14 protein-coding genes and 2 rRNA genes (1 of these 16 running past the window's edge) are annotated in these 23,097 nt (G+C 71.1%); 12 read left to right on the top strand and 4 right to left on the bottom strand.

The genetic code is table 11. The features are described from left to right. Positions 1–2,489 (top strand): 23S ribosomal RNA (locus O7546_RS22260) (it extends 620 nt beyond the left edge of the window). Between the two features lie 80 nt (positions 2,490–2,569). Beyond that, a 5S ribosomal RNA gene (gene rrf / locus O7546_RS22255) occupies positions 2,570–2,686 on the top strand. A 424-nt stretch (positions 2,687–3,110) separates the two neighbouring features. Here rrf and O7546_RS22250 read toward each other — a convergent pair. Continuing rightward, positions 3,111–3,788, bottom strand: coding sequence for a hypothetical protein (locus O7546_RS22250; RefSeq protein ID WP_194802387.1), 678 nt, complete (start codon positions 3,786–3,788; stop codon positions 3,111–3,113). A 69-nt stretch (positions 3,789–3,857) separates the two neighbouring features. Between O7546_RS22250 and O7546_RS22245 the strand changes: the two genes are divergently transcribed. Genes O7546_RS22245 through O7546_RS22235 form a run of 3 tightly spaced genes read left to right on the top strand, consistent with a single transcriptional unit; the run spans position 3,858 to position 8,229 of the window. Continuing rightward, the gene (locus O7546_RS22245; protein WP_194802386.1) at positions 3,858–6,476 is read left to right on the top strand and encodes a valine--tRNA ligase; all 2,619 of its coding nucleotides are present in this window, start codon (positions 3,858–3,860) and stop codon (positions 6,474–6,476) included. Further along, the gene (locus O7546_RS22240; protein WP_194802385.1) at positions 6,473–7,807 is read left to right on the top strand and encodes a folylpolyglutamate synthase/dihydrofolate synthase family protein; all 1,335 of its coding nucleotides are present in this window, start codon (positions 6,473–6,475) and stop codon (positions 7,805–7,807) included. The genes O7546_RS22245 and O7546_RS22240 overlap by 4 nt, the downstream gene beginning before the upstream one ends. Beyond that, the gene (locus O7546_RS22235) at positions 7,804–8,229 is read left to right on the top strand and encodes a DUF4233 domain-containing protein (protein ID WP_194802384.1); all 426 of its coding nucleotides are present in this window, start codon (positions 7,804–7,806) and stop codon (positions 8,227–8,229) included. Before O7546_RS22240 ends, O7546_RS22235 begins: the two co-directional genes overlap by 4 nt. Positions 8,230–8,250: 21 nt before the next feature. Here the strand turns inward: O7546_RS22235 and O7546_RS22230 are convergent, their stop codons facing one another. Beyond that, entirely contained in the window at positions 8,251–9,624 is a 1,374-nt protein-coding gene (locus tag O7546_RS22230; protein ID WP_281600007.1) for a VOC family protein, read from the bottom strand. Between the two features lie 145 nt (positions 9,625–9,769). Here O7546_RS22230 and ndk point away from each other — a divergent pair, with 145 nt between their 5' ends. Then, on the top strand, positions 9,770–10,195 hold the full coding sequence (gene ndk, locus O7546_RS22225; RefSeq protein WP_013288023.1) for a nucleoside-diphosphate kinase: 426 nt from the start codon (positions 9,770–9,772) through the stop codon (positions 10,193–10,195). A 60-nt stretch (positions 10,196–10,255) separates the two neighbouring features. Here the strand turns inward: ndk and O7546_RS22220 are convergent, their stop codons facing one another. Continuing rightward, a complete protein-coding gene (locus O7546_RS22220; protein WP_013288022.1) occupies positions 10,256–10,696 on the bottom strand; it encodes a carboxymuconolactone decarboxylase family protein in 441 nt (146 codons plus the stop codon). Between the two features lie 196 nt (positions 10,697–10,892). Here O7546_RS22220 and O7546_RS22215 point away from each other — a divergent pair, with 196 nt between their 5' ends. From O7546_RS22215 to O7546_RS22205, 3 genes are all read left to right on the top strand, one after another. Beyond that, a complete protein-coding gene (locus O7546_RS22215; RefSeq protein ID WP_281600006.1) occupies positions 10,893–12,452 on the top strand; it encodes an alkaline phosphatase D family protein in 1,560 nt (519 codons plus the stop codon). Between the two features lie 327 nt (positions 12,453–12,779). After that, the gene (ileS, locus tag O7546_RS22210) at positions 12,780–15,926 is read left to right on the top strand and encodes an isoleucine--tRNA ligase (RefSeq protein WP_269697491.1); all 3,147 of its coding nucleotides are present in this window, start codon (positions 12,780–12,782) and stop codon (positions 15,924–15,926) included. 141 nt (positions 15,927–16,067) lie between these two features. After that, positions 16,068–16,775, top strand: coding sequence for a lysophospholipid acyltransferase family protein (locus O7546_RS22205; protein ID WP_194802380.1), 708 nt, complete (start codon positions 16,068–16,070; stop codon positions 16,773–16,775). A 4-nt stretch (positions 16,776–16,779) separates the two neighbouring features. Here the strand turns inward: O7546_RS22205 and O7546_RS22200 are convergent, their stop codons facing one another. Continuing rightward, positions 16,780–18,786, bottom strand: coding sequence for a hypothetical protein (locus O7546_RS22200; RefSeq protein ID WP_269697490.1), 2,007 nt, complete (start codon positions 18,784–18,786; stop codon positions 16,780–16,782). A gap of 207 nt (positions 18,787–18,993) precedes the next feature. Here O7546_RS22200 and O7546_RS22195 point away from each other — a divergent pair, with 207 nt between their 5' ends. From O7546_RS22195 to O7546_RS22185, 3 genes are all read left to right on the top strand, one after another. Beyond that, complete coding sequence (locus O7546_RS22195; protein ID WP_194802379.1) at positions 18,994–20,979, top strand: TIGR03960 family B12-binding radical SAM protein; 1,986 nt, start codon at positions 18,994–18,996, stop codon at positions 20,977–20,979. Positions 20,980–21,145: 166 nt separating this feature from the next. Continuing rightward, positions 21,146–21,583: a hypothetical protein gene (locus O7546_RS22190; protein WP_135241614.1), complete on the top strand. Its 438-nt coding sequence runs from the start codon at positions 21,146–21,148 to the stop codon at positions 21,581–21,583. A 14-nt stretch (positions 21,584–21,597) separates the two neighbouring features. After that, the gene (locus O7546_RS22185; RefSeq protein ID WP_281600005.1) at positions 21,598–23,094 is read left to right on the top strand and encodes a hypothetical protein; all 1,497 of its coding nucleotides are present in this window, start codon (positions 21,598–21,600) and stop codon (positions 23,092–23,094) included. The last annotated feature ends 3 nt before the right edge of the window (positions 23,095–23,097 follow it).

The following is a 23,097-nucleotide window of genomic DNA, read 5'->3' as shown; positions in this document are numbered from 1 at the left end:
CGGAGCCTTGCGGGGTGACGGCGTGCCTTTTGAAGAATGAGCCTGCGAGTTAGTGGCATGTGGCGAGGTTAACCCGTGTGGGGGAGCCGTAGCGAAAGCGAGTCTGAATAGGGCGTTTTTAGTCGCATGCTCTAGACCCGAAGCGGAGTGATCTAGCCATGGGCAGGCTGAAGCGCGGGTAAGACCGCGTGGAGGGCCGAACCCACCAACGTTGAAAAGTTGGGGGATGACCTGTGGTTAGGGGTGAAAGGCCAATCAAACTCCGTGATAGCTGGTTCTCCCCGAAATGCATTTAGGTGCAGCGTCGCGTGTTTCTTGCCGGAGGTAGAGCACTGGATGGTCTAGGGGGCCCACAAGCTTACCGAAATCAGCCAAACTCCGAATGCCGGTAAGTGAGAGCGCGGCAGTGAGACTGCGGGGGATAAGCTTCGTAGTCGAGAGGGAAACAGCCCAGATCACCAGCTAAGGCCCCTAAGCGTGTGCTAAGTGGAAAAGGATGTGGGGTCGCATAGACAACCAGGAGGTTGGCTTAGAAGCAGCCACCCTTTAAAGAGTGCGTAATAGCTCACTGGTCAAGTGGTTCCGCGCCGACAATGTAGCGGGGCTCAAGCACACCGCCGAAGCTGTGGCATTCACATTTTAACTTCGTGCCTCCTTGATGGGGTATGCAGGTGTGTGGATGGGTAGGGGAGCGTCGTGCCGGGGGTGAAGCAGCGGGGTGACCCAGTTGTGGACGCGGCACGAGTGAGAATGCAGGCATGAGTAGCGAAAGAAGGGTGAGAAACCCTTCCGCCGGATGACCAAGGGTTCCAGGGCCAGGCTAATCCGCCCTGGGTGAGTCGGGACCTAAGGCGAGGCCGAGAGGCGTAGTCGATGGACAACGGGTTGATATTCCCGTACCCGCGAAAGAGCGACCCTGATGAACCTCGTTGTGCTAACCACCCGAACTGCCGGCGGTCTTCGGACCAATGGTGGGGAGCGTGGGAACCTGGCGGGTAGTAGTCAAGCGATGGGGTGACGCAGGAAGGTAGCTGAGCCCGGCCGGTGGTTGTGCCGGGGTAAGCGTGTAGGCCGGTGTGTAGGCAAATCCGCACACCACTAGGGCTGAGACGTGATGCCGAGCCGATTCAGGTGAAGTCAGTGATCCTATGCTGCCGAGAAAAGCCTCTAGCGAGTTCTTAGCGGCCCGTACCCCAAACCGACACAGGTGGTCAGGTAGAGAATACCGAGGCGATCGGGCGAACTGTGGTTAAGGAACTCGGCAAATTGCCCCCGTAACTTAGGGAGAAGGGGGGCCGGAGACGTGAAGCCCCGCGCGGGTGGAGCGTTGTATGGCCGCAGAGAGCAGGGGGAAGCGACTGTTTACTAAAAACACAGGTCCATGCGAAGAAGTAATTCGATGTATATGGACTGACGCCTGCCCGGTGCTGGAACGTTAAGGGGACCTGTTAGCTCTTCGGGGCGAAGCGGAGAACTTAAGCGCCAGTAAACGGCGGTGGTAACTATAACCATCCTAAGGTAGCGAAATTCCTTGTCGGGTAAGTTCCGACCTGCACGAATGGCGTAACGACTTCCCCACTGTCTCAACCACAGGCCCGGCGAAATTGCATTACGAGTAAAGATGCTCGTTACGCGCGGCAGGACGGAAAGACCCCGGGACCTTTACTATAGCTTGACATTGGTATCTGAATTAGCTTGTGTAGGATAGGTGGGAGCCGGTGAAGTCCATACGCCAGTATGGGTGGAGGCAATCTTGAAATACCACTCTGGTTGATTTGGGTATCTAACTTCGGACCGTTATCCGGTTCAGGGACAGTGTCTGGTGGGTAGTTTAACTGGGGCGGTTGCCTCCTAAAGGGTAACGGAGGCGCCCAAAGGTTCCCTCAGCCTGGTTGGCAATCAGGTGTTGAGTGCAAGTGCACAAGGGAGCTTGACTGTGAGACTGACAGGTCGAGCAGGGACGAAAGTCGGGACTAGTGATCCGGCACTGGCATGTGGAAGCGGTGTCGCTCAACGGATAAAAGGTACCCCGGGGATAACAGGCTGATCTTCCCCAAGAGTCCATATCGACGGGATGGTTTGGCACCTCGATGTCGGCTCGTCGCATCCTGGGGCTGTAGCAGGTCCCAAGGGTTGGGCTGTTCGCCCATTAAAGCGGTACGCGAGCTGGGTTTAGAACGTCGTGAGACAGTTCGGTCCCTATCCGCCGTGCGCGTAGGATACTTGAGAAGGGCTGTCCCTAGTACGAGAGGACCGGGACGGACGAACCTCTGGTGTGCCAGTTGTCCCGCCAGGGGCACGGCTGGTTAGCTACGTTCGGAAGGGATAACCGCTGAAAGCATCTAAGCGGGAAGCTCGCTTCAAGATGAGGTATCCCACCCACATTGTGGGGTAAGGCCCCCAGCTAGACGACTGGGTTGATAGGCCGGAAATGTAAGCCCGGTAACGGGTTCAGTTGACCGGTACTAATAGGCCGAGGACTTGACTACTAAGCTGCTACGCGTCCACTGTGCAACTCTGAACAAACGATCACCCACCAGGGTTGGGTTGGTTGACATGTTCATAGAGTTACGGCGGTCATGGCGGAGGGGAAACGCCCGGTCACATTCCGAACCCGGAAGCTAAGCCCTCCAGCGCCGATGGTACTGCACTCGGGAGGGTGTGGGAGAGTAGGACACCGCCGGACAATCTTTCAATTCAGGGCCACCCCGACCGGGGTGGCCCTGAATTACGTTCACCCCCGGAAAACACCACCAGACCGGCCGCAAAGCTGGCCCCCGATGCGGGTAACGGAGTACCCCGGACCTAGCCACTTCGCCGTACTGGTGTGCCGGCCACCAGTACGCCGTAGTGGCTGCAACGGAGTGCCCCGGATCCAGCCACTTCGCCGAGCTGGTGAGTCGGCCCGCCGCTTCCCCGAGGGGGAGACACAACGGACTGTCTGGCATCCGGCCCACCTCCCCGAACAGGAGGGGCTGGGCGGCCATTACCCCGAGACCGGGGCATGGGAGGGACAGGGGGCGCCGACACGGCGACGTGGCGGGGGCGGGGCAGGGCGTGTGCGGGCACCTCGGCGTACTGGCCCGGTGAGAGGGCGCCGAGGTCGCGGGTCAGCGGCTCTGGACGGACTCGCGGATCTCGCGGAACAGCGCCGCGGCGTCGTCGACCCGGCGGCCCGGGAACATGCCCATCACCACGCTGCCGTGGTCGGCCCACCCGCAGACCGCGAAGTCGCCACCGTCGCCGCTGGTCGTACCGCACTTCATCACGCCGCCCAGGCGGCCCGCGTCCACCTCGCGCAGCCCTGCCACCCGGCCGGTCTCGTCGGCCATCAGGCCGAACAGAGTGTCCAGGTCACGTTCGGGCTGCCAGAGCAGCGTGGTGCCGCCGAACAGCAGCACCGAACGCTTGGCGTCCCCGCGGTCGGAGTAGACGGCGCCGTAGCCGCGGTCCAGCTCGATGTCGGCGGCCAGTCCGTCGCGCAGGTAGTCGGCGGTGCTGCGAGCCCGTTCGCTGTCGTCCCGGACCAGCCCGGCCACCTCGGCCGGCTGACCGAGCGTGGTGTCCTTCTGCTGGACCACCCGCCAGCCGCCCAGCCCGAGCGCGCCGGCGCCGGCCAGGCCGGCCGCCAGCAGGGCGGCGAGGACGATCTTCCGGCGCCGGGACACGGGACGGCGTTCGGGCTCCTGCGCGGGATCGCGGCGGCTCAGCTCGATCGGCTCGTCGGTCAGCTCGACCGGATCGGGGCCCCCGTCGACCGGGCGCTCGGTGAGATGCGCGTCGGACATGACCGCCACCGTACGCGAATCACAGGTGGTGCACGTCGGGTCCCCGAAAGCGCTCCGTAGACTTTCAGAGTGACCGAGAGACTGGATGCCCGACGCCCCGACGCCCCGACCCTCGCCGGCCAGTACCAGCCCGGCGAGGTAGAGCAGCGACGGTACGAGCAGTGGGTAGCCGGCGGGCACTTCCGGGCGTCGGCGGACAGCGAGAAGCCGCCGTTCACCATCGTCATCCCGCCGCCGAACGTCACCGGCTCGCTGCACATGGGGCACGCGTTCGAGCACACGCTCATGGACGCGCTCACCCGGCGCAAGAAGATGCAGGGGTACGAGGCGCTCTGGCTGCCGGGCATGGACCACGCCGGCATCGCCACCCAGAACCTGGTCGAGCGGCAGCTCGCCGGTGAGGGGCTGTCCCGGCACGACCTCGGGCGGGAGAAGTTCGTCGAGCGGGTCTGGCAGTGGAAGGCCGAGTCCGGCGGCGCGATCCTCGGCCAGATGCGCCGGCTCGGCGACGCCGTCGACTGGGACCGTGAGCGGTTCACCATGGACGAGGGCCTGTCCCGGGCCGTGCAGACCATGTTCAAGAAGCTCTTCGACGACGGGCTCATCTACCGGGCCAACCGGATCATCAACTGGTGCCCGCGCTGCCTCACCGCGCTGTCCGACATCGAGGTGGAGCACACCGACGACGAGGGCGAGCTCGTCTCGATCCGCTACGGCGACGAGGTCGTGGTGGCGACCACCCGGGCTGAGACCATGCTCGGCGACACCGCGGTGGCGGTGCACCCGGACGACGAGCGGTACCGGCACCTGATCGGTACCGAGGTGGAGCTGCCGCTCACCGACCGGCGGATCCCGATCGTCGCCGACGAGCACGTCGACCCGAGCTTCGGCACCGGCATGGTCAAGGTGACACCGGCGCACGACCCGAACGACTTCGAGATCGGCCAGCGGCACGACCTGCCCTCGCTGACGATCATGGACGAGCGCGGCGTCATCACCGCGCCCGGACCGTTCCAGGGCCTGGACCGGTACGAGGCCCGCCCGGCCATCGTCGCGGCGCTGCGCGAGCAGGGCCGGATCGTCGCCGAGAAGCGGCCGTACCTGCACGCGGTCGGGCACTGCTCGCGGTGCAAGACGACCGTCGAGCCGCGGCTGTCGCTGCAGTGGTTCGTCAACACCGCCCCGCTCGCGAAGGCCGCCGGTGACGCGGTGCGCGACGGCCGGGTGAAGATCGAGCCGGCCGAGCTGGCCAAGCGCTACTTCGCCTGGGTCGACAACATGCACGACTGGTGCATCTCCCGCCAGCTCTGGTGGGGCCACCGCATCCCCGTCTGGTACGGCCCGGGCGGCGAGATCGTCTGCGTCGGCCCGGACGAGGAGCCGCCGTCCGGCGAGGGCTGGCGGCAGGACGAGGACGTCCTGGACACCTGGTTCTCCAGCGGGCTGTGGCCGTTCTCCACGCTCGGCTGGCCCGAGCGTACCCCCGACCTGGCGAAGTTCTACCCGACCAGCGTGCTGGTCACCGGCTACGACATCCTGTTCTTCTGGGTCGCCCGGATGATGATGTTCGGCCTGTACGCGATGGACAGCGTGCAGCCGTTCGACGTGGTGGCGCTGCACGGCATGGTCCGCGACGAGCACGGCAAGAAGATGTCGAAGTCGTTCGGCAACGTGGTCGACCCCCTGGACTGGATCGACCGGTTCGGCGCCGACGCCACCCGGTTCACGCTGGCCCGGGGCGCCAACCCCGGCCAGGACGTGCCGGTCAGCGAGGAGTGGTGCCAGGGCTCCCGCAACTTCTGCAACAAGCTCTGGAACGCCACCCGGTTCGCGCTGCTCAACGGTGCGCACACCGACGGCCCGCTGCCGGCCGCCGCTGACCTCTCCACCGTCGACAGGTGGATCCTGTCCCGGCTGGCGCACGTCACCGCCGAGGTCGACGAGCAGTTCGAGGCGTACGAGTTCGCGAAGGTCTGCGACCTGCTCTACCACTTCGCGTGGGACGACGTCTGCGACTGGTACGTGGAGCTGAGCAAGCCGGTCCTGGCCGAGGGCGGCCCCGCCGCCGACGCCACCCGCCGGGTGCTCGGGCACGTGCTGGACCAACTCCTGCGGCTGCTGCACCCGGTCATCCCGTTCGTCACCGACGAGCTGTGGGCCGCGCTCAGCGGCGGCGACACCGTACTGACGGCGTCCTGGCCGGTCGCCGACCGTACCCTGATCGACGACGCCGCGGAGAGCGAGGTCGGCACCCTCCAGCGGGTGGTGACCGAGGTCCGGCGGTTCCGGTCGGACCAGGGGCTGCGGCCGACCCAGCGGGTCGCCGCGCGGCTCGACGGCCTGACCGGCGCTGGCATCGCGGCGCACGAGCCGCTGGTCCGCTCGCTGGCCCGGCTGGACGCGCCGGGCGACGACTTCCAGGCGAGCGCCACGCTGGCCATGCCCGGCGCGGTGAGCGTCGCGCTCGACACCCGCGGCTCGATCGACGTGGCCGCCGAGCGCGCCCGGCTCACCAAGGACCGGGCGGCAGCCGAGAAGGAGGCCACCCAGGCGCGGGCGAAGCTGGACAATCCGGCGTTCGTGGGCAAGGCGCCCGAGCCGGTGGTGGCGAAGATCCGCGAGCGGCTGGCGGTGGCCGAGGCGGACCTGGTCCGGATCGACGCCGCCCTGGAGGCGCTTTCCTCGTGAACGACCGCACCGCGTTCGCCGAGGTGGAGGCCGCGCTCAACGCGCGCGGCTTCACCCGGATGCACTTCGAGCTGGAGAAGATCGAGACCCTGCTCGATCTGCTGGGCAGCCCGCAGCGGGCGTACCCGTCGATCCACCTGACCGGCACCAACGGCAAGACCTCGACGGCCCGGATGATCGACTCGCTGCTGCGGGCGTTCGGGCTGCACACCGGCCGCTACACCAGCCCGCACCTGGAGACGGTCCGGGAGCGGATCAGCCTGGACGGCGAGGCGGTGAGCGAGGAGCGGTTCGTGTCCACGTACCGTGAGATCGCGCCGCTGGCCGAGCTGGTCGACAAGCGGTTCGCCGAGCCGCTGACGTACTTCGACATGACCACGGCGCTGGCGTTCGCCACGTTCGCCGACGCCCCGGTCGACGTGGCGGTGGTGGAGGTCGGGCTCGGCGGCGCGGAGGACGCGACGAACGTCATCCAGGCCGGCGTCGCCGTGATCACCCCGATCGGGCTGGACCACACCGAGTGGCTCGGCGACACGATCGAGGACATCGCGCTGCACAAGGCCGGCATCATCCACCCCGGCGCCACAGTGATCGCGGCGGCGCAGGAGGAGGAGGCCGCCCGCCCGATCCTGGAACGCTGCGCCGAGGTCAACGCCACAGTCGCCCGCGAGGGCGCCGAGTTCGGCGTGCTGCGCCGCGCGGTCGCGGTCGGCGGCCAGGTGCTGACCATCCAGGGCCTGGGCGGAGTGTACGAGGAGATCTTCATCCCGCTGCACGGCGCGCACCAGGCGCAGAACGCGGCGGTCGCGCTGGCCGCCGTGGAGGCGTTCCTCGGTGCCGGCGCACGGCGGCAGCTCGACATCGATGCGGTCCGTGAGGGCTTCGCCGCGACCAGTTCGCCGGGCCGGCTGGAGCGGGTGCGTAGCGCCCCGACGGTGCTGCTCGACGGCGCGCACAACCCGCACGGGATGGCCGCGACGGTCGCCGCCGTGCAGGAGGAGTTCGCGTTCAGCAAGCTCGTCGGCGTGCTGGCGGTGCTCGGCGACAAGGACGCGGCGAGCCTGCTGGAACTGCTCGAACCGGTGCTCGACTCGATCGTGGTGGCGGAGAACAGCTCGGCCCGGGCGATGCCGGTGGACGAGCTGGCGGCGCTGGCGCGGGAGATCTTCGGGCCGGAGCGGGTGCAGGTGGCCCGGGAGATGCCCGACGCCATCGAGGCGGCGGTGGCGGAGGCCGAGTCGGACGTGCCGGGCGAGCTGTCCGGGGTGGGCGTGCTGGTCACCGGATCGGTGGTGACAGTGGCCGACGCCCGCCGGCTGCTCAAGCGATGACCGGCCCGCAGCAGCGCCCGACCGGCGCTGAGCAGCCGACGGGCCCGGAGCAGGCAGGCGGCTCGGAGCCGGTGGGCGGCGTGCGGCGGTCCGGGCTGCGGAACCCGGACAAGGCGGTACGCGGACTCGGCGCCGGCACGATGTCGCTGGAGGCGCTGGTGCTGCTGCTGGCCATCCAGCCGATCCGGGTGGTCGGCGGTGACCTGAGCGGCGCGGCGATCGGCGCGATCGTGACGCTGGCGGTCGCCTGTGTGGTGCTCGCCGGGATGATGCGCCGCCCGTGGGCATGGCACGCCGGCACCGTGATCCAGGGACTGCTGCTGCTCTCCGGGCTGCTGCACTGGTCGCTGTTCGCGCTCGGGGTGATGTTCGCGCTGGTGTGGGCGTACGCGCTGCACGTGCGGCGGGTCATCCTCGGCTGAGGACGGGCCGCCGCGTACCGCTCAGGCGTCGGCGAGGGTGCGCCACTGCGTCAGCGCGACACCGTGGCCGTCGGGGTCGCGGAAGGCAGCCGCCCACACCTCCAGCTTGGTGCCCCGGTTGACCACGCGCGGGGCGTACGTGAACCGGACGCCGGACTCGCGCAGCCGCTCGTACGCGCCCTGGATGTCGTCCACCTCCAGGTTGACGTGCACCAGGCGGCGGCTGATCGGGGCGGCGCCGGTCACCCGGCGCAGCACAAGCCGGGTCGGCCCGGAGGCGAGCACGGCGTTGCCCTCGCCCCGATCCAGCTCCTCGAAGCCGAGCTCCCGGTAGAAGTCGAGGGACCGGTCCAGGTCGGTGACGAGCAGCGTGATGCCGACGCCGCTGATCGGGCCGGCCAGCTCGTCCGGCTCGGCCGCGCCGGACGGGCCGAAGATCGCCTCGTCCAGTTCCTCGGGCGTCGGCGGCGCGTCGGAGCGCCGAGGGGCGTCCGCGGGGTCGTCAAGCGCCACGTCGATCGGGTCGATCTCGGCCGGCCCTGAGCCGGCCGGCCCTGAGCCGGCCGGCCCTGAGCCGGCCGGCCCTGAGTCGGCCGGCCCGGAGTCGACGAGCACTGTCTCGACCGGCACGGTGTCGACCGGCTCCTCGGCCGGCGAGCGGGGCGCCGGGGCGCGGCGGGGGAGCGGGTCAGGGCCGGCCGTGCGTTCGGCCCGCTCGACGAGCTGGCCCTCCAGCACCACCGGGCCGCCGGGGCTCTGGTGCAGCACCACCGGCTCGCGGTCCTCGGCCCGGGGCGGTACGTCGTCCAGGTACGGGTCCGGCGCGGGCGGGTAGTCGTCGCGGAAGTCGTCCTCCGGCGCGCGCCCAGCCCACGGCGGCGCCTCCTGCGCGATCAGCGGCTCGTCCAGCGGGTCCGGCTCGACGGCGTACTCGGGCGGCAGGTCGGCGACCGCGGCGGCGCTCTCGGCGTGCGTGGGCACCTCGTCCCAGAGCACGCGTACGTGCCGCTGGTCGTCCAGCGCCACCCGGACCGGCAGCGCCTGGCCCAGCGAGGGCCACTTGGCGACCGGCACCCGAGGCTCGATGATCTTCTTGGAGCGAGGCGGCAGCCCCGGCGCGTCGATCACCAGTTGCAGCTCGCACCGGCCGAACGCGTACTGGGTGGGCGGCTCGGAGGCGCTGTGCACGTGCCCCAGGCCGATCACCCAGGTGCGGCCGCCGCCGCGTACCGTGGCCAGGGCGATCGCCAGCACCAGCAGCGCCACGCCGAGCGCCACGATGGCCCAGCTGGTCATGCCGAGCCCGAACACGGTCACGAAGGTGGCGACGGTGCCCAGCACCGCCCCGATCAGTTTGCGTACCGGCGCGATCGTGCGGTTCCCGCCATTCGCCACAGTGGACCTCCCAGGGGTTCCAGGGCCAGGCTAGGCCGCCGCGGCGGGCCAGGGAAGACGCAGCCGCCGCGCCGGCGCCGGGACCGGGTCGCTACGCTGACCGTACCCAGCCGAACCCCGTTTGAGTGCGCAGGAGGAACCCAGCGTGTCCAGCAGCAGCCCGGACGAGCGGTCGCTCGTACTGATCAAGCCCGACGCGGTGCGCCGCGGTCTGGTGGGCGAGATCCTGTCCCGTTTCGAGCGCAAGGGCCTGCGGATCGACGCGATGGTGAGCCGGACCATGGACGGCGACTTCGCCGACCAGCACTACGCCGAGCACGTCGACAAGCCGTTCTACCCGCCGCTGAAGACGTTCATGACCAGCGGCCCGCTGGTGGCGCTGGTGCTCTCCGGCGACCAGGTGGTCGAGGTGGTGCGCGCGATGATCGGCAGCACCGACGGCCGCAAGGCCGCCGCCGGCACCATCCGCGGTGACCTGTCGCTGTCGAACCGGGAGAACCTGGTGCACGCCTCCGACTCGGCGGACAGCGCCAAGCGCGAGATCGCGCTCTGGTTCCCCGAGCTGGCCTGACCGACACGCCGACGGCCCCGGCCCGCTCCTGGCGGGACCGGGGCCGTCGTGTGTCAGCGATCAGACCTGCGCCGGCGGCTGCGTCCGGCAGGTCACCGCGACCCGGTTCCACACGTTGATGGTGGCGATCGCCATCACCAGGTCCGCCAGCTCCTTCTCCGACCACACCTTCGCCGCGGCGTCCCAGACGTCATCCGGCACGCCGTGCTCGCCGAGCCGGGTCACCGCGTCGGTGAGGGCCAGCGCGGCCCGCTCCCGCTCGTCGAAGAACGGCGCCTCGCGCCACGCCGCGACAGCGAACAGCCGGCGGCTGTCCTCACCGGCCGCCAGCGCCTCGCGGCTGTGCATGTCCACGCAGAACGCGCAGCCGTTGCGCATCGACGCCCGCAGCTTCACCAGCTCCAGCACGGTGTGGTCCACGTTCGCCCGGACGTACTTCTCCAGGCCCAGCACGGCCTGGTACGCCTCCGGTGCCACCGCCGCCATGTCCATCCGGCTCATCGCCGCCTCCTTGAGGGTTCGGGTACGCGCACAGGACGGGGCACGGTGGGCGCGGTGTGACGGCCCGGCGGTGTGACGGTTGTCATGCCGGGGCGCTGGACAGCAGTCGTTGACGTGCCGGTCACCTCGACCGGAGTTCCCGGCCACCTGCGGCCGGTAGACCGGGCTGGCGACACTGCCGAGACCGGGAGAACCCATGACGCACTTCGATCGACGTACCCTGCTCCGCGCCGGCCTGGTCGCCGGTGCCGGAGTCGCCGGCGGCGCGCTGCTCGGCGCGCCCGGCGCGCCCGCCGCACCCGGCCTGCGGCGCAGCGGCCGGCCGCTGCTCACCCACGGCGTGCAGAGCGGCGACGTGACCGCCGACTCGGCGCTGGTCTGGACCCGCGCGGACCGGCCCGGCCGGATGCTCGTCGAGCTGAGCCGCCGCCCGGACCTGCGCGGCGCCCGCCTGGTGCGCGGCCCGGTGGTCGACCCCACCGGCGACCTCACCGGCAAGGTCCGCCTGCGCGGCCTGCCCGCGGGGGAGCGGCTGCACTACCGGGTACGGGTGGAGAGCCTGGACCGGCACGGCCTGTGCAGCGAGCCGCTGACCGGTTCGTTCGCCACCGCCCCCGGGCGGCACCAGCGGCGTGACGTGCGGTTCGTGTGGACCGGCGACATCGTCGGGCAGGGCTGGGGGATCAGCACCGACTTCGACGGCCTGGCGATCTTCCGGGCCATGCGGGAACGCCGCCCGGACTTCTTCCTGTGCAGCGGCGACACCGTGTACGCCGACGGCCCGCTGGCCGAGAGCGTGGTGCTGCCGGACGGCCGCACCTGGCGCAACCTGGTGACGCCGGAGAAGAGCAAGGTGGCCGAGACGCTCGCCGAGTACCGGGGGCAGTTCGCGTACAACCTGCTCGACGAGCACCTGCGGGCGTTCGCCGCCGAGGTGCCGCAGATCAACCAGTGGGACGACCACGAGGTGGTGAACAACTGGTACCCGGGGGAGATCCTGACCGACGACAGGTACGGCGAGAAGCGCGTGGACGTGCTCGCCGCCCGGGCCCGGCAGGCGTTCCACGAGTGGCTGCCGGTGCCGTCGGGCGGGCCGATGTACCGCAAGTTGTCGTACGGGCCGCTGCTGGACGTGTTCGTGCTGGACATGCGCACCTACAAGGACCCGAACGACGGCAACACGTACGCGGACCGCAGTCGCGGCCTGCTCGGCACGGCGCAGCGGGAGTGGCTGATCCGGGAGCTGCGCGCGTCCCGCGCCACCTGGAAGGTGATCGCCAACGACCTGCCGATCGGCGTGGTGGTGCCGGACGGGTCAGACGCCCAGGAGGGTGTCGCGCAGGGCGACCACGGCGCGCCGGCCGGCCGGGAACTGGAGTTCGCCGAGGTGCTGCGCGCCTCGCACCGGGCCGGGGTGACCGGGCTGGTGTTCCTCACCGCCGACGTGCACTACACCGCCGCCCACCACTACGACCCGGCGCGCGCCGCCGTGCGGGACTTCAGCCCGTTCTGGGAGTTCGTCTCCGGCCCGGCGCACGCCGGTGCGTTCGGGCCGAACGCGCTGGACGGCACGTTCGGCCCGAAGGCGGTCTTCGTGCACGCGCCGCCGCGCGCCAACACCTCACCGGCCGAGGGCTTCCAGCACTTCGGCGAGGTGACCATCGACGGCCCGTCGGCGGCGCTCACGGTCCACCTGCGCGACCGCTCCGGCGTCTCCCTCTGGACCACCACCCTCCCGGCCCCGTCCCACCGCTGACACACGGGGTGGAGGCGGGGTGGAGGCGGGGTGGGGTGGGGCGGGAGATACTCGGCGGCGCGGTGGGTGGGGGGTCGAGTACGCTTGAACGCACAGGCGACGACCCGGCCATCACCGGCGAGCCTCCGGAAGAACGGCCGGGTGACCGGCTCAGTAGAACCGGACGGGACGGCCCGTCACAGCCGGCCAACGAGCGGGCGGTCGCACCTCGGCCGCCAAGCGGGGTGGTACCGCGGGCCACGCCCGGAACGCCGGTCACGGCGTACCGGATTCGGCTCGTCCTCGCAGACCACAGACGAGTGAGCTGCTGAGGGAGAGCGACAGGCGATGGCCTATCCGTTGCACGACCCGACCGGCGCCGGTGTCCCGGCGAGCCCGGACCTGCCCGCGGTCGAGCGCCGGGTGCTGGAGCACTGGACGGCCGACAAGACCTTCGAGGCGTCGGTGGAGGCCCGCGACGCCGGCCGCGACGGCGAGAACGAGTACGTCTTCTACGACGGCCCGCCGTTCGCCAACGGCCTGCCGCACTACGGCCACCTGTTCACCGGCTACGTCAAGGACGTGGTGCCGCGCTACCAGACCATGCGCGGCAAGCACGTCGAGCGCCGGTTCGGCTGGGACTGCCACGGCCTGCCCGCCGAGGTGGTGGCCGAGAAGCAGCTCGGCATCACCACCAAGGCGGAGATCCTCGACCTCGGCGTGGCCCGGTTCAACGACGCCTGCCGCACGTCGGTGCTGGAGTTCACCCACGACTGGGAGCGGTACGTCACCCGGCAGGCCCGCTGGGTCGACTTCGCCAACGACTACAAGACGCTCGACCTGGACTACATGGAAAGCGTCATGTGGGCCTTCAAGACCCTGCACGACAAGGGCCTGGTCTACGAGGGCTTCCGGGTGCTCGCGTACTGCTGGCGGTGCGAGACGCCGCTGTCGAACACCGAGACCCGGATGGACGACGTCTACCGGGACCGGCACGACCCGACGCTCACCGTCTGGTTCGAGCTGACCGCCGACGAGAACGCGCCGGAACCGCTGCGCGGGCCGGTCAAGCTGGGCGTCTGGACGACCACGCCGTGGACGCTGCCGTCGAACCTGGCGCTCGCCGTCGGCCCCGACATCGAGTACGCGCTGCTGGAACGCGACGGTGAGCGCTACGTCGTCGGCGCCGCGCGCCTCGGCGCGTACGCCAAGGAGCTGGAGGGATACGAGCAGGTCGGCACCGTGTACGGCCGCGACCTGGTCGGACGCCGCTACACGCCGCTGTACGACTTCCTGGTCGAGCCGGCCGGGGAGAACGCCTACCAGGTGCTCGGCGCGGACTTCGTCACCACCGAGGACGGCACCGGGATCGTCCACCTGGCGCCCGCCTTCGGCGAGGACGACCAGAACACCTGCAACGCCGCCGGCATCCCCACCGTCGTGACGGTGGACGACCACACCCGGTTCACCGCACTGGTGCCGCCGTACCAGGGCGAGCAGGTCTTCGACGTGAACAAGCCGGTGATCCGGGAGCTGAAGGAGCGGGGGGTGGTGCTGCGGCAGGACACCTACACCCACTCCTACCCGCACTGCTGGCGCTGCGACACCCCGCTGGTCTACAAGGCGGTGTCGTCGTGGTTCGTCGCGGTGTCGACGTTCAAGGACCGGATGGTCGAGCTGAACCAGCAGATCAACTGGACGCCCGGCCACATCAAGGACGGTTCGTTCGGCAAGTGGCTGGCCAACGCCCGGGACTGGTCGATCAGCCGGAACCGGTTCTGGGGCTCGCCGATCCCGGTGTGGCGCTCCGACGACCCGAACTACCCGCGGGTGGACGTCTACGGTTCGCTGGCCGACATCGAGCGGGACTTCGGCGTACGCCTGACCGACCTGCACCGGCCGGCGGTGGACGACCTGGTCCGCCCCAACCCGGACGACCCGACGGGCAAGTCGATGATGCGCCGGGTGCCGGAGGTGCTGGACTGCTGGTTCGAGTCCGGCTCGATGCCGTTCGCCCAGGTGCACTACCCGTTCGAGAACCGCGAGTGGTTCGAGCACCACTACCCGGGTGACTTCATCGTCGAGTACATCGGGCAGACCCGCGGCTGGTTCTACACCATGCACGTACTGGCCACCGCGCTGTTCGACAGGCCGGCGTTCCGCAACTGCCTGAGCCACGGCATCCTGCTCGGCTCGGACGGCCGCAAGATGTCCAAGAGCCTGCGCAACTACCCGGACGTCTACCACGTGTTCGACTCCTACGGGTCGGACGCGATGCGGTGGATGCTGATGTCCTCGCCGGTGTTGCGCGGCGGCGACATGGCGGTCACCGAGTCGGGCATCCGAGACGCGGTGCGCCAGGTGCTGCTGCCGCTGTGGAACGTCTGGTACTTCTTCTCGCTCTACGCCAACGCCGACGGCTACACCGCGCGTCGTCGTACCGACTCGGCGAACGTGCTCGACCGGTACGTGCTGGCGAAGACGAACGAGCTGGTCGCGACCGTCGGCGCGCAGATGGACGCGTACGACATCTCCGGCGCCTGTGCCACCGTGCGGTCCTACCTGGACGCGCTGACCAACTGGTACGTGCGCCGGTCCCGGGACCGGTTCTGGGCCGGCGACGCGGACGCGTTCGACACGCTGTGGACCGTGCTGGAGACGCTCTGCCGGGTGGTGGCGCCGTTGGCGCCGCTGACCGCCGAGGAGATCTGGCGCGGGCTGACCGGCGAGCGGTCGGTGCACCTGACCGACTGGCCGCAGGCGGAGGAGTTCCCGGCCGACCACGAGCTGGTCTCCGCGATGGACAACGTCCGGGCGGTCGCCTCGGCGGCGCTGTCGCTGCGCAAGGCCAAGGGCCTGCGGGTACGGCTGCCGCTGGCGACGCTCACCGTGGCGTCGCCCGTCGCCGCCCAGCTGCGGCCCTTCGCCGATCTGGTCGCCGACGAGGTCAACGTCAAGGAGGTCGTGCTCACCGGCGAGGTGTCCGCGTACTGCCAGCAGGTGCTCACCGTGGTGCCGCGGGCGCTCGGCCCGCGCGTCGGCAAGGCCGTCCAGCAGGTCATCAAGGCGGTCAAGGCGGGGGAGTGGGAGCTGCGCGACGGCGCCCCGGTCGCCGCCGGGGTCACGCTGGCCGAGGGCGAGTACGAGCTGCGCCTGGTCGCCGCCGACGCCGAGCACTCCGCGCCGCTACCAGGTGGTGAGGGAGTGGTCGTGCTGGACACCGAGGTCACGCCGGAACTCGCCGCCGAGGGGCTGGCCCGGGACGTGGTCCGGGTCGTGCAGCAGGCCCGCCGCGACGCCGATCTGGACATCTCCGACCGGATCACGGTGGCGGTCTCGGCGTCCGAGGAGGTGCGGGCGGCGGTCGCCGCGTACACCGGGTTCGTGGCGCGGGAGGTGCTCGCCGACAGCATCGACTTCGCCGAGGGCCTCGACGGCTTCGCCGGCGAAGCCGGCGAGGGCGAGCGCGTGACCGTGACGGTCCGCAAGGTGTGAGCGGACCGGGCCCTCCTGCACCCTCTCGGGTGGAGGAGGGCCCGCACCCAGCGAGTGGACTGCGGGCCACCCGCTCGGTGGCGGACGGCCGCGTCGGCTACCGTGACAGCGCCTGTTTCACGTACGACCGCCGGAGGACCCGTGCCCCTGCTCTACACCATCGGCAAGCTCACCGTGGCGCCCGCGCTCCGGTTGGCCTTCCGTCCGCACGTGGAGGGTTTGGAGCACATCCCGGCGACCGGCGGCGCGATCTTCGCCAGCAACCACCTCTCCGTCGCCGACGAACTGCTCCTCGGCACCGTGGTGCCCCGGCACCTGGCGTTCTGGGCCAAGTCGGAGTACTTCACGGGCACCGGCCTCAAGGGCGGCTTCTCGAAGTTCGTGCTCACCGGGCTGGGCGCCATCCCGGTCGAGCGGGCCGGCGGCCGGGCCGCGCTCACCGCGTTCGACGCGGCGATCCCGGTGCTCAAGGCCGGCGACCTGGTCGCCGTCTACCCGGAGGGCACCCGTTCCCCGGACGGGCGGCTCTACCGCGGGCGTACCGGCACCGTCCGGCTGGCGATCGCCGCGGGCGTGCCGATCATCCCGGTCGGCGTGACCGGCACCGACAAGGCCCAGCCCATCGGTACGCGGATCCCGCGACCGGGTCGTGCCAAGATCACCATGAAGTTCGGCAAGCCGCTGGACTTCACCGGCCGTCCCGACGACCGCACGTCGCTGCGCGCGATGACCGACGAGATGATGGCCGAGATCCAGAAGCTCAGCGGCCAGGAGTACGTCCCGCGCTACGCCCCGAAGCGCGCCGACCAGGCCACCGGCGGCCAGACCGGCGGCGATCAGACCGCCTGAGCGGTCAGGACTTCGGCACCACCACGCGCTGGCGCAGGTCGTTCAGCAGCCGTCCGCTGTCGTCCACCGACAGCCGGGTGAACACGCCGGTGGTGAGGCTGCCGTGGTCGGCCGAGACGCAGACCACCACCGAGTCGCCGTCCGCGCGGCCGACGGCGCAGCGCTCGTGGCGTCCCCGTACGCCGGTGTCCACCACCACCGGCTCCTGCAGGGCGTAGTCCCCGGCGAGACGTTCGATCTCCGACTTGGCGTCCGACTCCGGGCTGAACCGCAGCCCGGTGCTGCCGAACAACGTCACCCGCTTGCCGTCGCTCGTGCTGTAGATGCCGGCGAACGTGTCCTCGGCCAGCAGGTTCGACTCGCGTACCCGGGACTTCAGCTCCTCGGCGGCGGCCCGGCTGCTGTCGTCCTGGCGTAGCCGCATCGAGTCGATCTGGTCCGGGAGGGTGGCGCTGGCCGGGTACTGGGTGGAGATCGGCTGGAACCACCAGAGCGGGAGCCCGCAGCAGCAGGCGACGGAGAGCAGCAGCACCCAGGGCCAGCGGCGCCGGCGGCGGGTCCGCTTCGGCGGCTGCTGCCAGCCCGGCGGCGGTGCGACAGGCGGACCGGCCTTGCCCCGGCGCTGCTTCGGCGGCCGCCCGGGCTTCGCCGGCGGCGCGACGGGCGTCGCGGGCGGCAGGGGCCGGGCGGCGGGCTGAGCGGGATGGTGCGGCGGCGAGACCGGCCGGGCCGGTCCGGGGTACGGGGCGCTGTGCGGCGGGGGCGAGACCGGCCGGGCGGCGGGCGGCGCGGGACGGGCCGGTGGCGGGGCAGGGTGCGCCGCCGGTGGCGCCGGGTGGGCCGGGTGCGGATTGTTCGGCACGGCCCAGGGCGCGGTGTACGGCAGCGTCGGCGTCGGTGGCGGCAGCTCCGGGGCGTGCAGCTCCCAGCCGGTGGTGTCCACCCCCGCCCACGGGTCGACAGGCGTGGCGTGTTCCGGCGACGCGAGCGGCGGCACCGGGGTGGGCTCGGCGGACTCGCCCCAGGCGGGCCGGCGTGCCGGCGGTGGCGGGACGGCTGCCGAACCGCTCCAGCGGGGCGCCTCGACCCGGGTCGGGTTCGGGGCGTTCTCCACGCGGGTCGGGTCCGGCGTGTTCCCGGCCCGCATGGATTCCGGGGCGTTCTCGACCTTGGTGGGATCCGGCGTGGTCGCGGCCGGCGGTGGCTGCGCCGCGACGTCGATGCGGGTCGGATCCGGCCGGCCCCCGGTACGCGGAGCGGGGACGGGCGTGGTGCGGCCGGGAACCGCTGCGGATCCGCGCGCCCTGGTCACCGGGACGGGCGGGGTGGCGTCGATGTCGGCAGGTGTTCCGGCGTCGGCGGTCGGGGCCTCGCTGTCCGTGGGCGCGTCGGCCGGCGTTCCGGCGTCGCCGGTGAGGGCGTCGGCGGTCGTCGTGCTCGCCGGCGCGTGCTGGCTCGTGTCGTCGAGCGCGGCGGTGTCGGCCGGGTCTGCCGGCTCGCCCGCCGGTTCGGCTCGTTCGTCCCGCCGTGCCGGTTCGGCCTGCTCGGACGATTCGGGGCGGTCCTCCGGCAGCGCCCGTCCGTCCTGCTGCGCGGGCTCGACCTGCTCCGACTGCTCGGCGGGTGCCGGCTGCGTTCTCCTCGATGCCGGACAGGTCGTCGATCGGCCGGGGGGCGGGGTCGCCGGGCTCGGCGTGACCGGGACGTCGGGCGGGGAGGCGGGCGCCGCGCCGCCGGACGGCTGGTCACCGGGCTCGGCGCGGTGCGGCTGCTCATCCGGCGCGACGGCGGACGGCGGGCGGCGGGGCGTACCGTCGTGCGCCCTGCTCTCGGCGGCGCCGGACGGCTCCTCGGCCGTCCGGTCGTCGGCGCCCTCCGGCGTGGTGGACGGGGACGCCGGAGCCGAGGCGCCGGCGGCGTCCTCGGTGTCGGCGGCGGTCGCCGGCTCGGTGACGGACGGCATCTCGGCCCCGTCGGCCGGCCGGTCCGCCCCCGGCTGCGGCTGCGGCATCGCGGCTATCTCCTCTCGCGCCCGTTGCGAGGTTAGTACCGCCCCGCCACCCGGGACGAATCCCGCCCGCCCCGGGCCCCCCACTCCGGTGATCAAGGAGTTCGTGTCCGGTGGGAGCGCGGGACAGTCCGCGAACTCCTTGATCAACGCGGTGGACACGGGCGCGGGCGCGGGAGAGGGCGGGGGCACCGCGTACGCTTGGGCATCATGAGTGCCCCGTCCACGACCCCGCGTCCCACCGCCGCCAACTCGGTCTGGCCCCGGCTGGAGCCGTTGCTGCCGCAGGTGACCAAGCCCATCCAGTACGTGGGTGGAGAGCTGGGAGCCGTGGTCAAGGACTGGGACGCCGCGACCGTCCGGTGGGCGCTGATGTACCCGGACGCGTACGAGGTGGGCCTGCCCAACCAGGGCGTGCAGATCCTGTACGAGGTGCTCAACGAGCTGCCCGACGTGCTGGCCGAGCGGACGTACGCGGTCTGGCCGGACCTGGAGAAGCTGATGCGCGCCCACGGCGTGCCGCAGTTCACCGTCGACGCCCACCGCCCGGTGCGTGACTTCGACGTGTTCGGCGTCTCGTTCTCCACCGAGCTGGGCTACACCAACCTGCTCACCGCGATCGACCTGGCCGGCATCCCGATGCTCGCCGCCGACCGCACCGACGCCGACCCGGTGATCGTGGCCGGCGGGCACGCCGCGTTCAACCCGGAGCCGATCGCCGACTTCGTCGACGCCGCGGTGCTCGGCGACGGCGAGGAGGCTGTGCTGGAGATCACCGCCATCGTGCGGGAGTGGAAGGCGGAGGGCTCCCCGGGCGGCCGGGACGAGCTGCTGCTGCGGCTGGCCCGGACCGAGAGCGTCTACGTGCCGCGCTTCTACGACGTCGACTACCTGCCGGACGGCCGGATCCAGCGGGTCGTGCCGAACCGCCCGGACGTGCCGTTCCGGGTGCACAAGCGCACGACCATGGACCTGGACGCCTGGCCGTACCCGAAGAAGCCCCTGGTCCCGCTCGCCGAGACGGTGCACGAGCGGTACGCGGTGGAGATCTTCCGGGGCTGCACCCGGGGCTGCCGCTTCTGCCAGGCCGGCATGATCACCCGCCCGGTGCGGGAGCGGTCGATCACCACCGTCGGCCAGATGGTGCAGCAAGGGCTGGAGTTCTCCGGCTTCCACGAGGTGGGCCTGCTGTCGCTGTCGTCGGCCGACCACTCCGAGATCGGCGACATGTGTTCCGGCCTGGCCGAGCAGTACGCCGGCACCAACGTCTCGCTGTCGCTGCCGTCGACCCGGGTGGACGCCTTCAACATCGACCTGGCCCAGGAGCTGTCCCGCAACGGCCGCCGGACCGGTCTGACCTTCGCCCCCGAGGGCGGGTCGGAGCGGATCCGCAAGGTGATCAACAAGATGGTGTCGAAGGAAGACCTCATCCGCACCGTGGTCACCGCGTACTCCAACGGCTGGCGGCAGGTGAAGCTCTACTTCATGTGCGGCCTGCCCACCGAGACCGACGAGGACGTCCTGGAGATCGCCGACATGGCGCACGAGGTGATCCGGGCCGGCCGCGCCGCCACCGGGTCCAAGGACATCCGCTGCACGGTCTCCATCGGCGGGTTCGTGCCGAAGCCGCACACCCCGTTCCAGTGGGCCTCGATGGAGCGGCCGGAGGTCATCGACGGCCGGCTCAAGCTGCTCAAGCAGGCCATCAACAGCGACCGGTCGCTGGGCCGGGCGATCGGCTTCCGCTACCACGACGGCGAGCCGTCGCTGATCGAGGGCCTGCTGTCCCGGGGCGACCGCCGGGTCGGCGCGGTGATCCGCAAGGTCTGGGAGAACGGCGGCCGGTTCGACGGCTGGAGCGAGCACTTCTCGTACCAGCGGTGGGTGGACGCCGCCGCCGAGGTGCTGCCGGCGTACGGCGTGGACCTCGACTGGTACACCACCCGCGAGCGCGAGGAGCTGGAGGTCCTGCCCTGGGACCACCTCGACTCCGGCCTCGACAAGGACTGGCTCTGGCAGGACTGGCAGGACTCGCTGTCGGAGTACGAGCAGGACGACTGCCGCTGGACGCCCTGCTTCGACTGCGGCGTCTGCCCGTCCATGGACACCGAGATCCAGATCGGCCCGACCGGCCGCAAGCTGCTGCCGCTCACCCCGGTCAACGGGCTGAAGCTGCCCGCCGCCGCCCAGGGCTGAGCCCGCCCGCACGCACCGGAGCGCGGGAACCCGACACGGGTTCCCGCGCTCCGTCGTCTCCGGTGACCGCCGTGGTACGCGGGGTGGGGGTGCCCCGACTGGTCCTTCCTCGATACGCTGCGTCCGTAATGGACCGGCCGGGCCGGTAGCGGGGAGGACAGGCAGCATGGGCATCAATCCGCCGGACACCGGCGATCTGCACGTCAGCGTCGAGGACCTGGATGCGGCGGCCGAGTACATCGAGCGCCTCAAGCAGTACGTCGAGGACACCATCTCCTGGGAGATGGAGCGCATCAAGGAGAACATGAAGGGCGACAGCAACAGCCCGCAGATCATGTCCAACGGCACCCCGTTCGGCGCGTTCGCCGACGCCCGGTTGCAGTGGCAGGCGCTGGAACGCTCCACGGCCAACATGGAGGCCCACCTCAAGGGCCTCTCCGCCAAGCTGGCCGGCCTGAAGAAGGGCACCGAGGACATCGCCAAGGCGTTCCGCGATGCCGAGGAGCGCAACGCCGCGAACGGCAAGGACATCGAACGGCTGCTGGAGTCCGCTGCTCCGCCGCCCGGCGGCGCCGAGCCGCCCACCTATCCGTACCCGGCCTGAGAGAGGAGACGGTCATGGCTGGAGCAACCTGGGAACGCTGTGTCCGCGAGGTGACGCTGTCGGCGGATCCGTACACCGTCGGCGTGGTCGGCTCGGGGTGGAGCAACCTCTCCACCGCTCTCGGCCACCTGCGCGACTCCCTCGTCGGCCGGTCGTTCGTCGGTCCGATCGCGGCCGGCCAGGAGCGCCCGCACACCGGCGGCCTGCCCGGGATGCTCGCCGGCTGGAAGGGCAGCGGCGGCGACGCGTACCGCGAGCACCTGTCCGAGATCGGCAAGGACATCGAGGACCTCATCACGCACGCCAGCAACGTCAGTGGCGCGCTGTCGCGGATCGAGGGTGACATCCGCAAGACGGTGGCGAGCATCCCGATTCCGCTGATGGACAACTTCGGCTGGAACGAGTGGAGCCTGCCCGGCGGCACCGAGCTGGACGACGCCCGCGACGGGGAGAGCCAGTCCGGCTTCCTCGCCGCCCTGCGCAGCGACTACCAGGGCAACCAGTCCCTGTACGCCGACGGCGCGTTCCGCGACAAGGCCGACGACCTCGAAGCCACCATGAAGATCGACGGCAACGCCAGCGACCAGAAGCGCGGCGGCTGGTGGGACACCAAGTCGCACCTCGACAACTGGTACAACGACAACCAGAAGGCGGCCAACGCGGCGATGTCGCCGTTGCCGGCCGCGGTCGAGGCCGAGCGCCCCAAGCTGGCCGTACCCCAGCCCAAGAACGACTTCGGCGACGGCTACCGGGGCGACCCGCGTGTTCCCCCGTCGGGCGTACCCGGTGGTGGCCTGCCCGGTGGTGGCCTGCCCGGCGGCGGTATGCCCGGCGGCGGTATGCCCGGCGGCGGCCCGATGCCGGGCATCGGCAGCACCGGCATCGGTGGTGGCACGCCCGGTGGCGGCTCGTACACGCCGCCCCCCGGTGGGCCCGGCGGCGGCCTGCCGGGCGGCGGCTCCTACACCCCGCCGACCACCGGGGGTATCCCCGAGCTCGGTGGCGCCCCCGGCTCGGGCACACCGGAGTACGGCAGCGGTCTGGCCGGCGCGGGCGGGCCCGGCACGGTCACCGCCGGCGGGCCGGGCACGCTCGGCCTGGGCGCCGGCGGCGTCGGCGGTGGCGCGGGTGGACTGAGCGCCGGTGGCGGCGGCTTCGGCGGCGGGGGCGCCGGCCTGGGCTCGGCCGGTGGGATCGGCGGCGGTGGGATCGGCGCGGCCGGCGGCATGGCCATGGGCGGGCTGCCCGGCATGGTCGGCGGCGGCAACGGCAAGGTTCCGCCGCTGACCAGCGCGGCCAGCGCGCTGAAGGCGGCGGCCGCGGCGGGCCCGGGCGGCGCGGCCGGTGCGCGTGGCGGGATGGCCGGCGCCGGAATGATGGGCGGCGGGATGATGGGCGGTCACGGCGGCGCCGGTCACGGCGGCGACGCGGCAGGGCACTCTTCATGGTTGACTGAGGACGACGATCCGTGGGGCGCCGGTGACGGTGCGTCCCCGGGCATCCTGCGATGAGGA

The sequence above is a fragment of the Micromonospora sp. WMMA1976 genome, from assembly GCF_027497335.1.
Lineage (GTDB): Bacteria > Actinomycetota > Actinomycetes > Mycobacteriales > Micromonosporaceae > Micromonospora > Micromonospora aurantiaca.
This window is presented reverse-complemented; position numbering and strand designations above follow the sequence as displayed.

Excerpts from the sequence above, each read along its gene's own strand:
- O7546_RS22250 (WP_194802387.1), bottom strand. The coding sequence starts at position 3,788 with ATGTCCGACGCGCATCTCACCGAGCGCCCGGTCGACGGGGGCCCCGAT.
- O7546_RS22235 (WP_194802384.1), top strand. The coding sequence starts at position 7,804 with ATGACCGGCCCGCAGCAGCGCCCGACCGGCGCTGAGCAGCCGACGGGC.
- O7546_RS22220 (WP_013288022.1), bottom strand. The coding sequence starts at position 10,696 with ATGAGCCGGATGGACATGGCGGCGGTGGCACCGGAGGCGTACCAGGCC.
- O7546_RS22215 (WP_281600006.1), top strand. The coding sequence starts at position 10,893 with ATGACGCACTTCGATCGACGTACCCTGCTCCGCGCCGGCCTGGTCGCC.
- ileS (WP_269697491.1), top strand. The coding sequence starts at position 12,780 with ATGGCCTATCCGTTGCACGACCCGACCGGCGCCGGTGTCCCGGCGAGC.
- O7546_RS22200 (WP_269697490.1), bottom strand. The coding sequence starts at position 18,786 with ATGCCGCAGCCGCAGCCGGGGGCGGACCGGCCGGCCGACGGGGCCGAG.
- O7546_RS22195 (WP_194802379.1), top strand. The coding sequence starts at position 18,994 with ATGAGTGCCCCGTCCACGACCCCGCGTCCCACCGCCGCCAACTCGGTC.
- O7546_RS22190 (WP_135241614.1), top strand. The coding sequence starts at position 21,146 with ATGGGCATCAATCCGCCGGACACCGGCGATCTGCACGTCAGCGTCGAG.
- O7546_RS22185 (WP_281600005.1), top strand. The coding sequence starts at position 21,598 with ATGGCTGGAGCAACCTGGGAACGCTGTGTCCGCGAGGTGACGCTGTCG.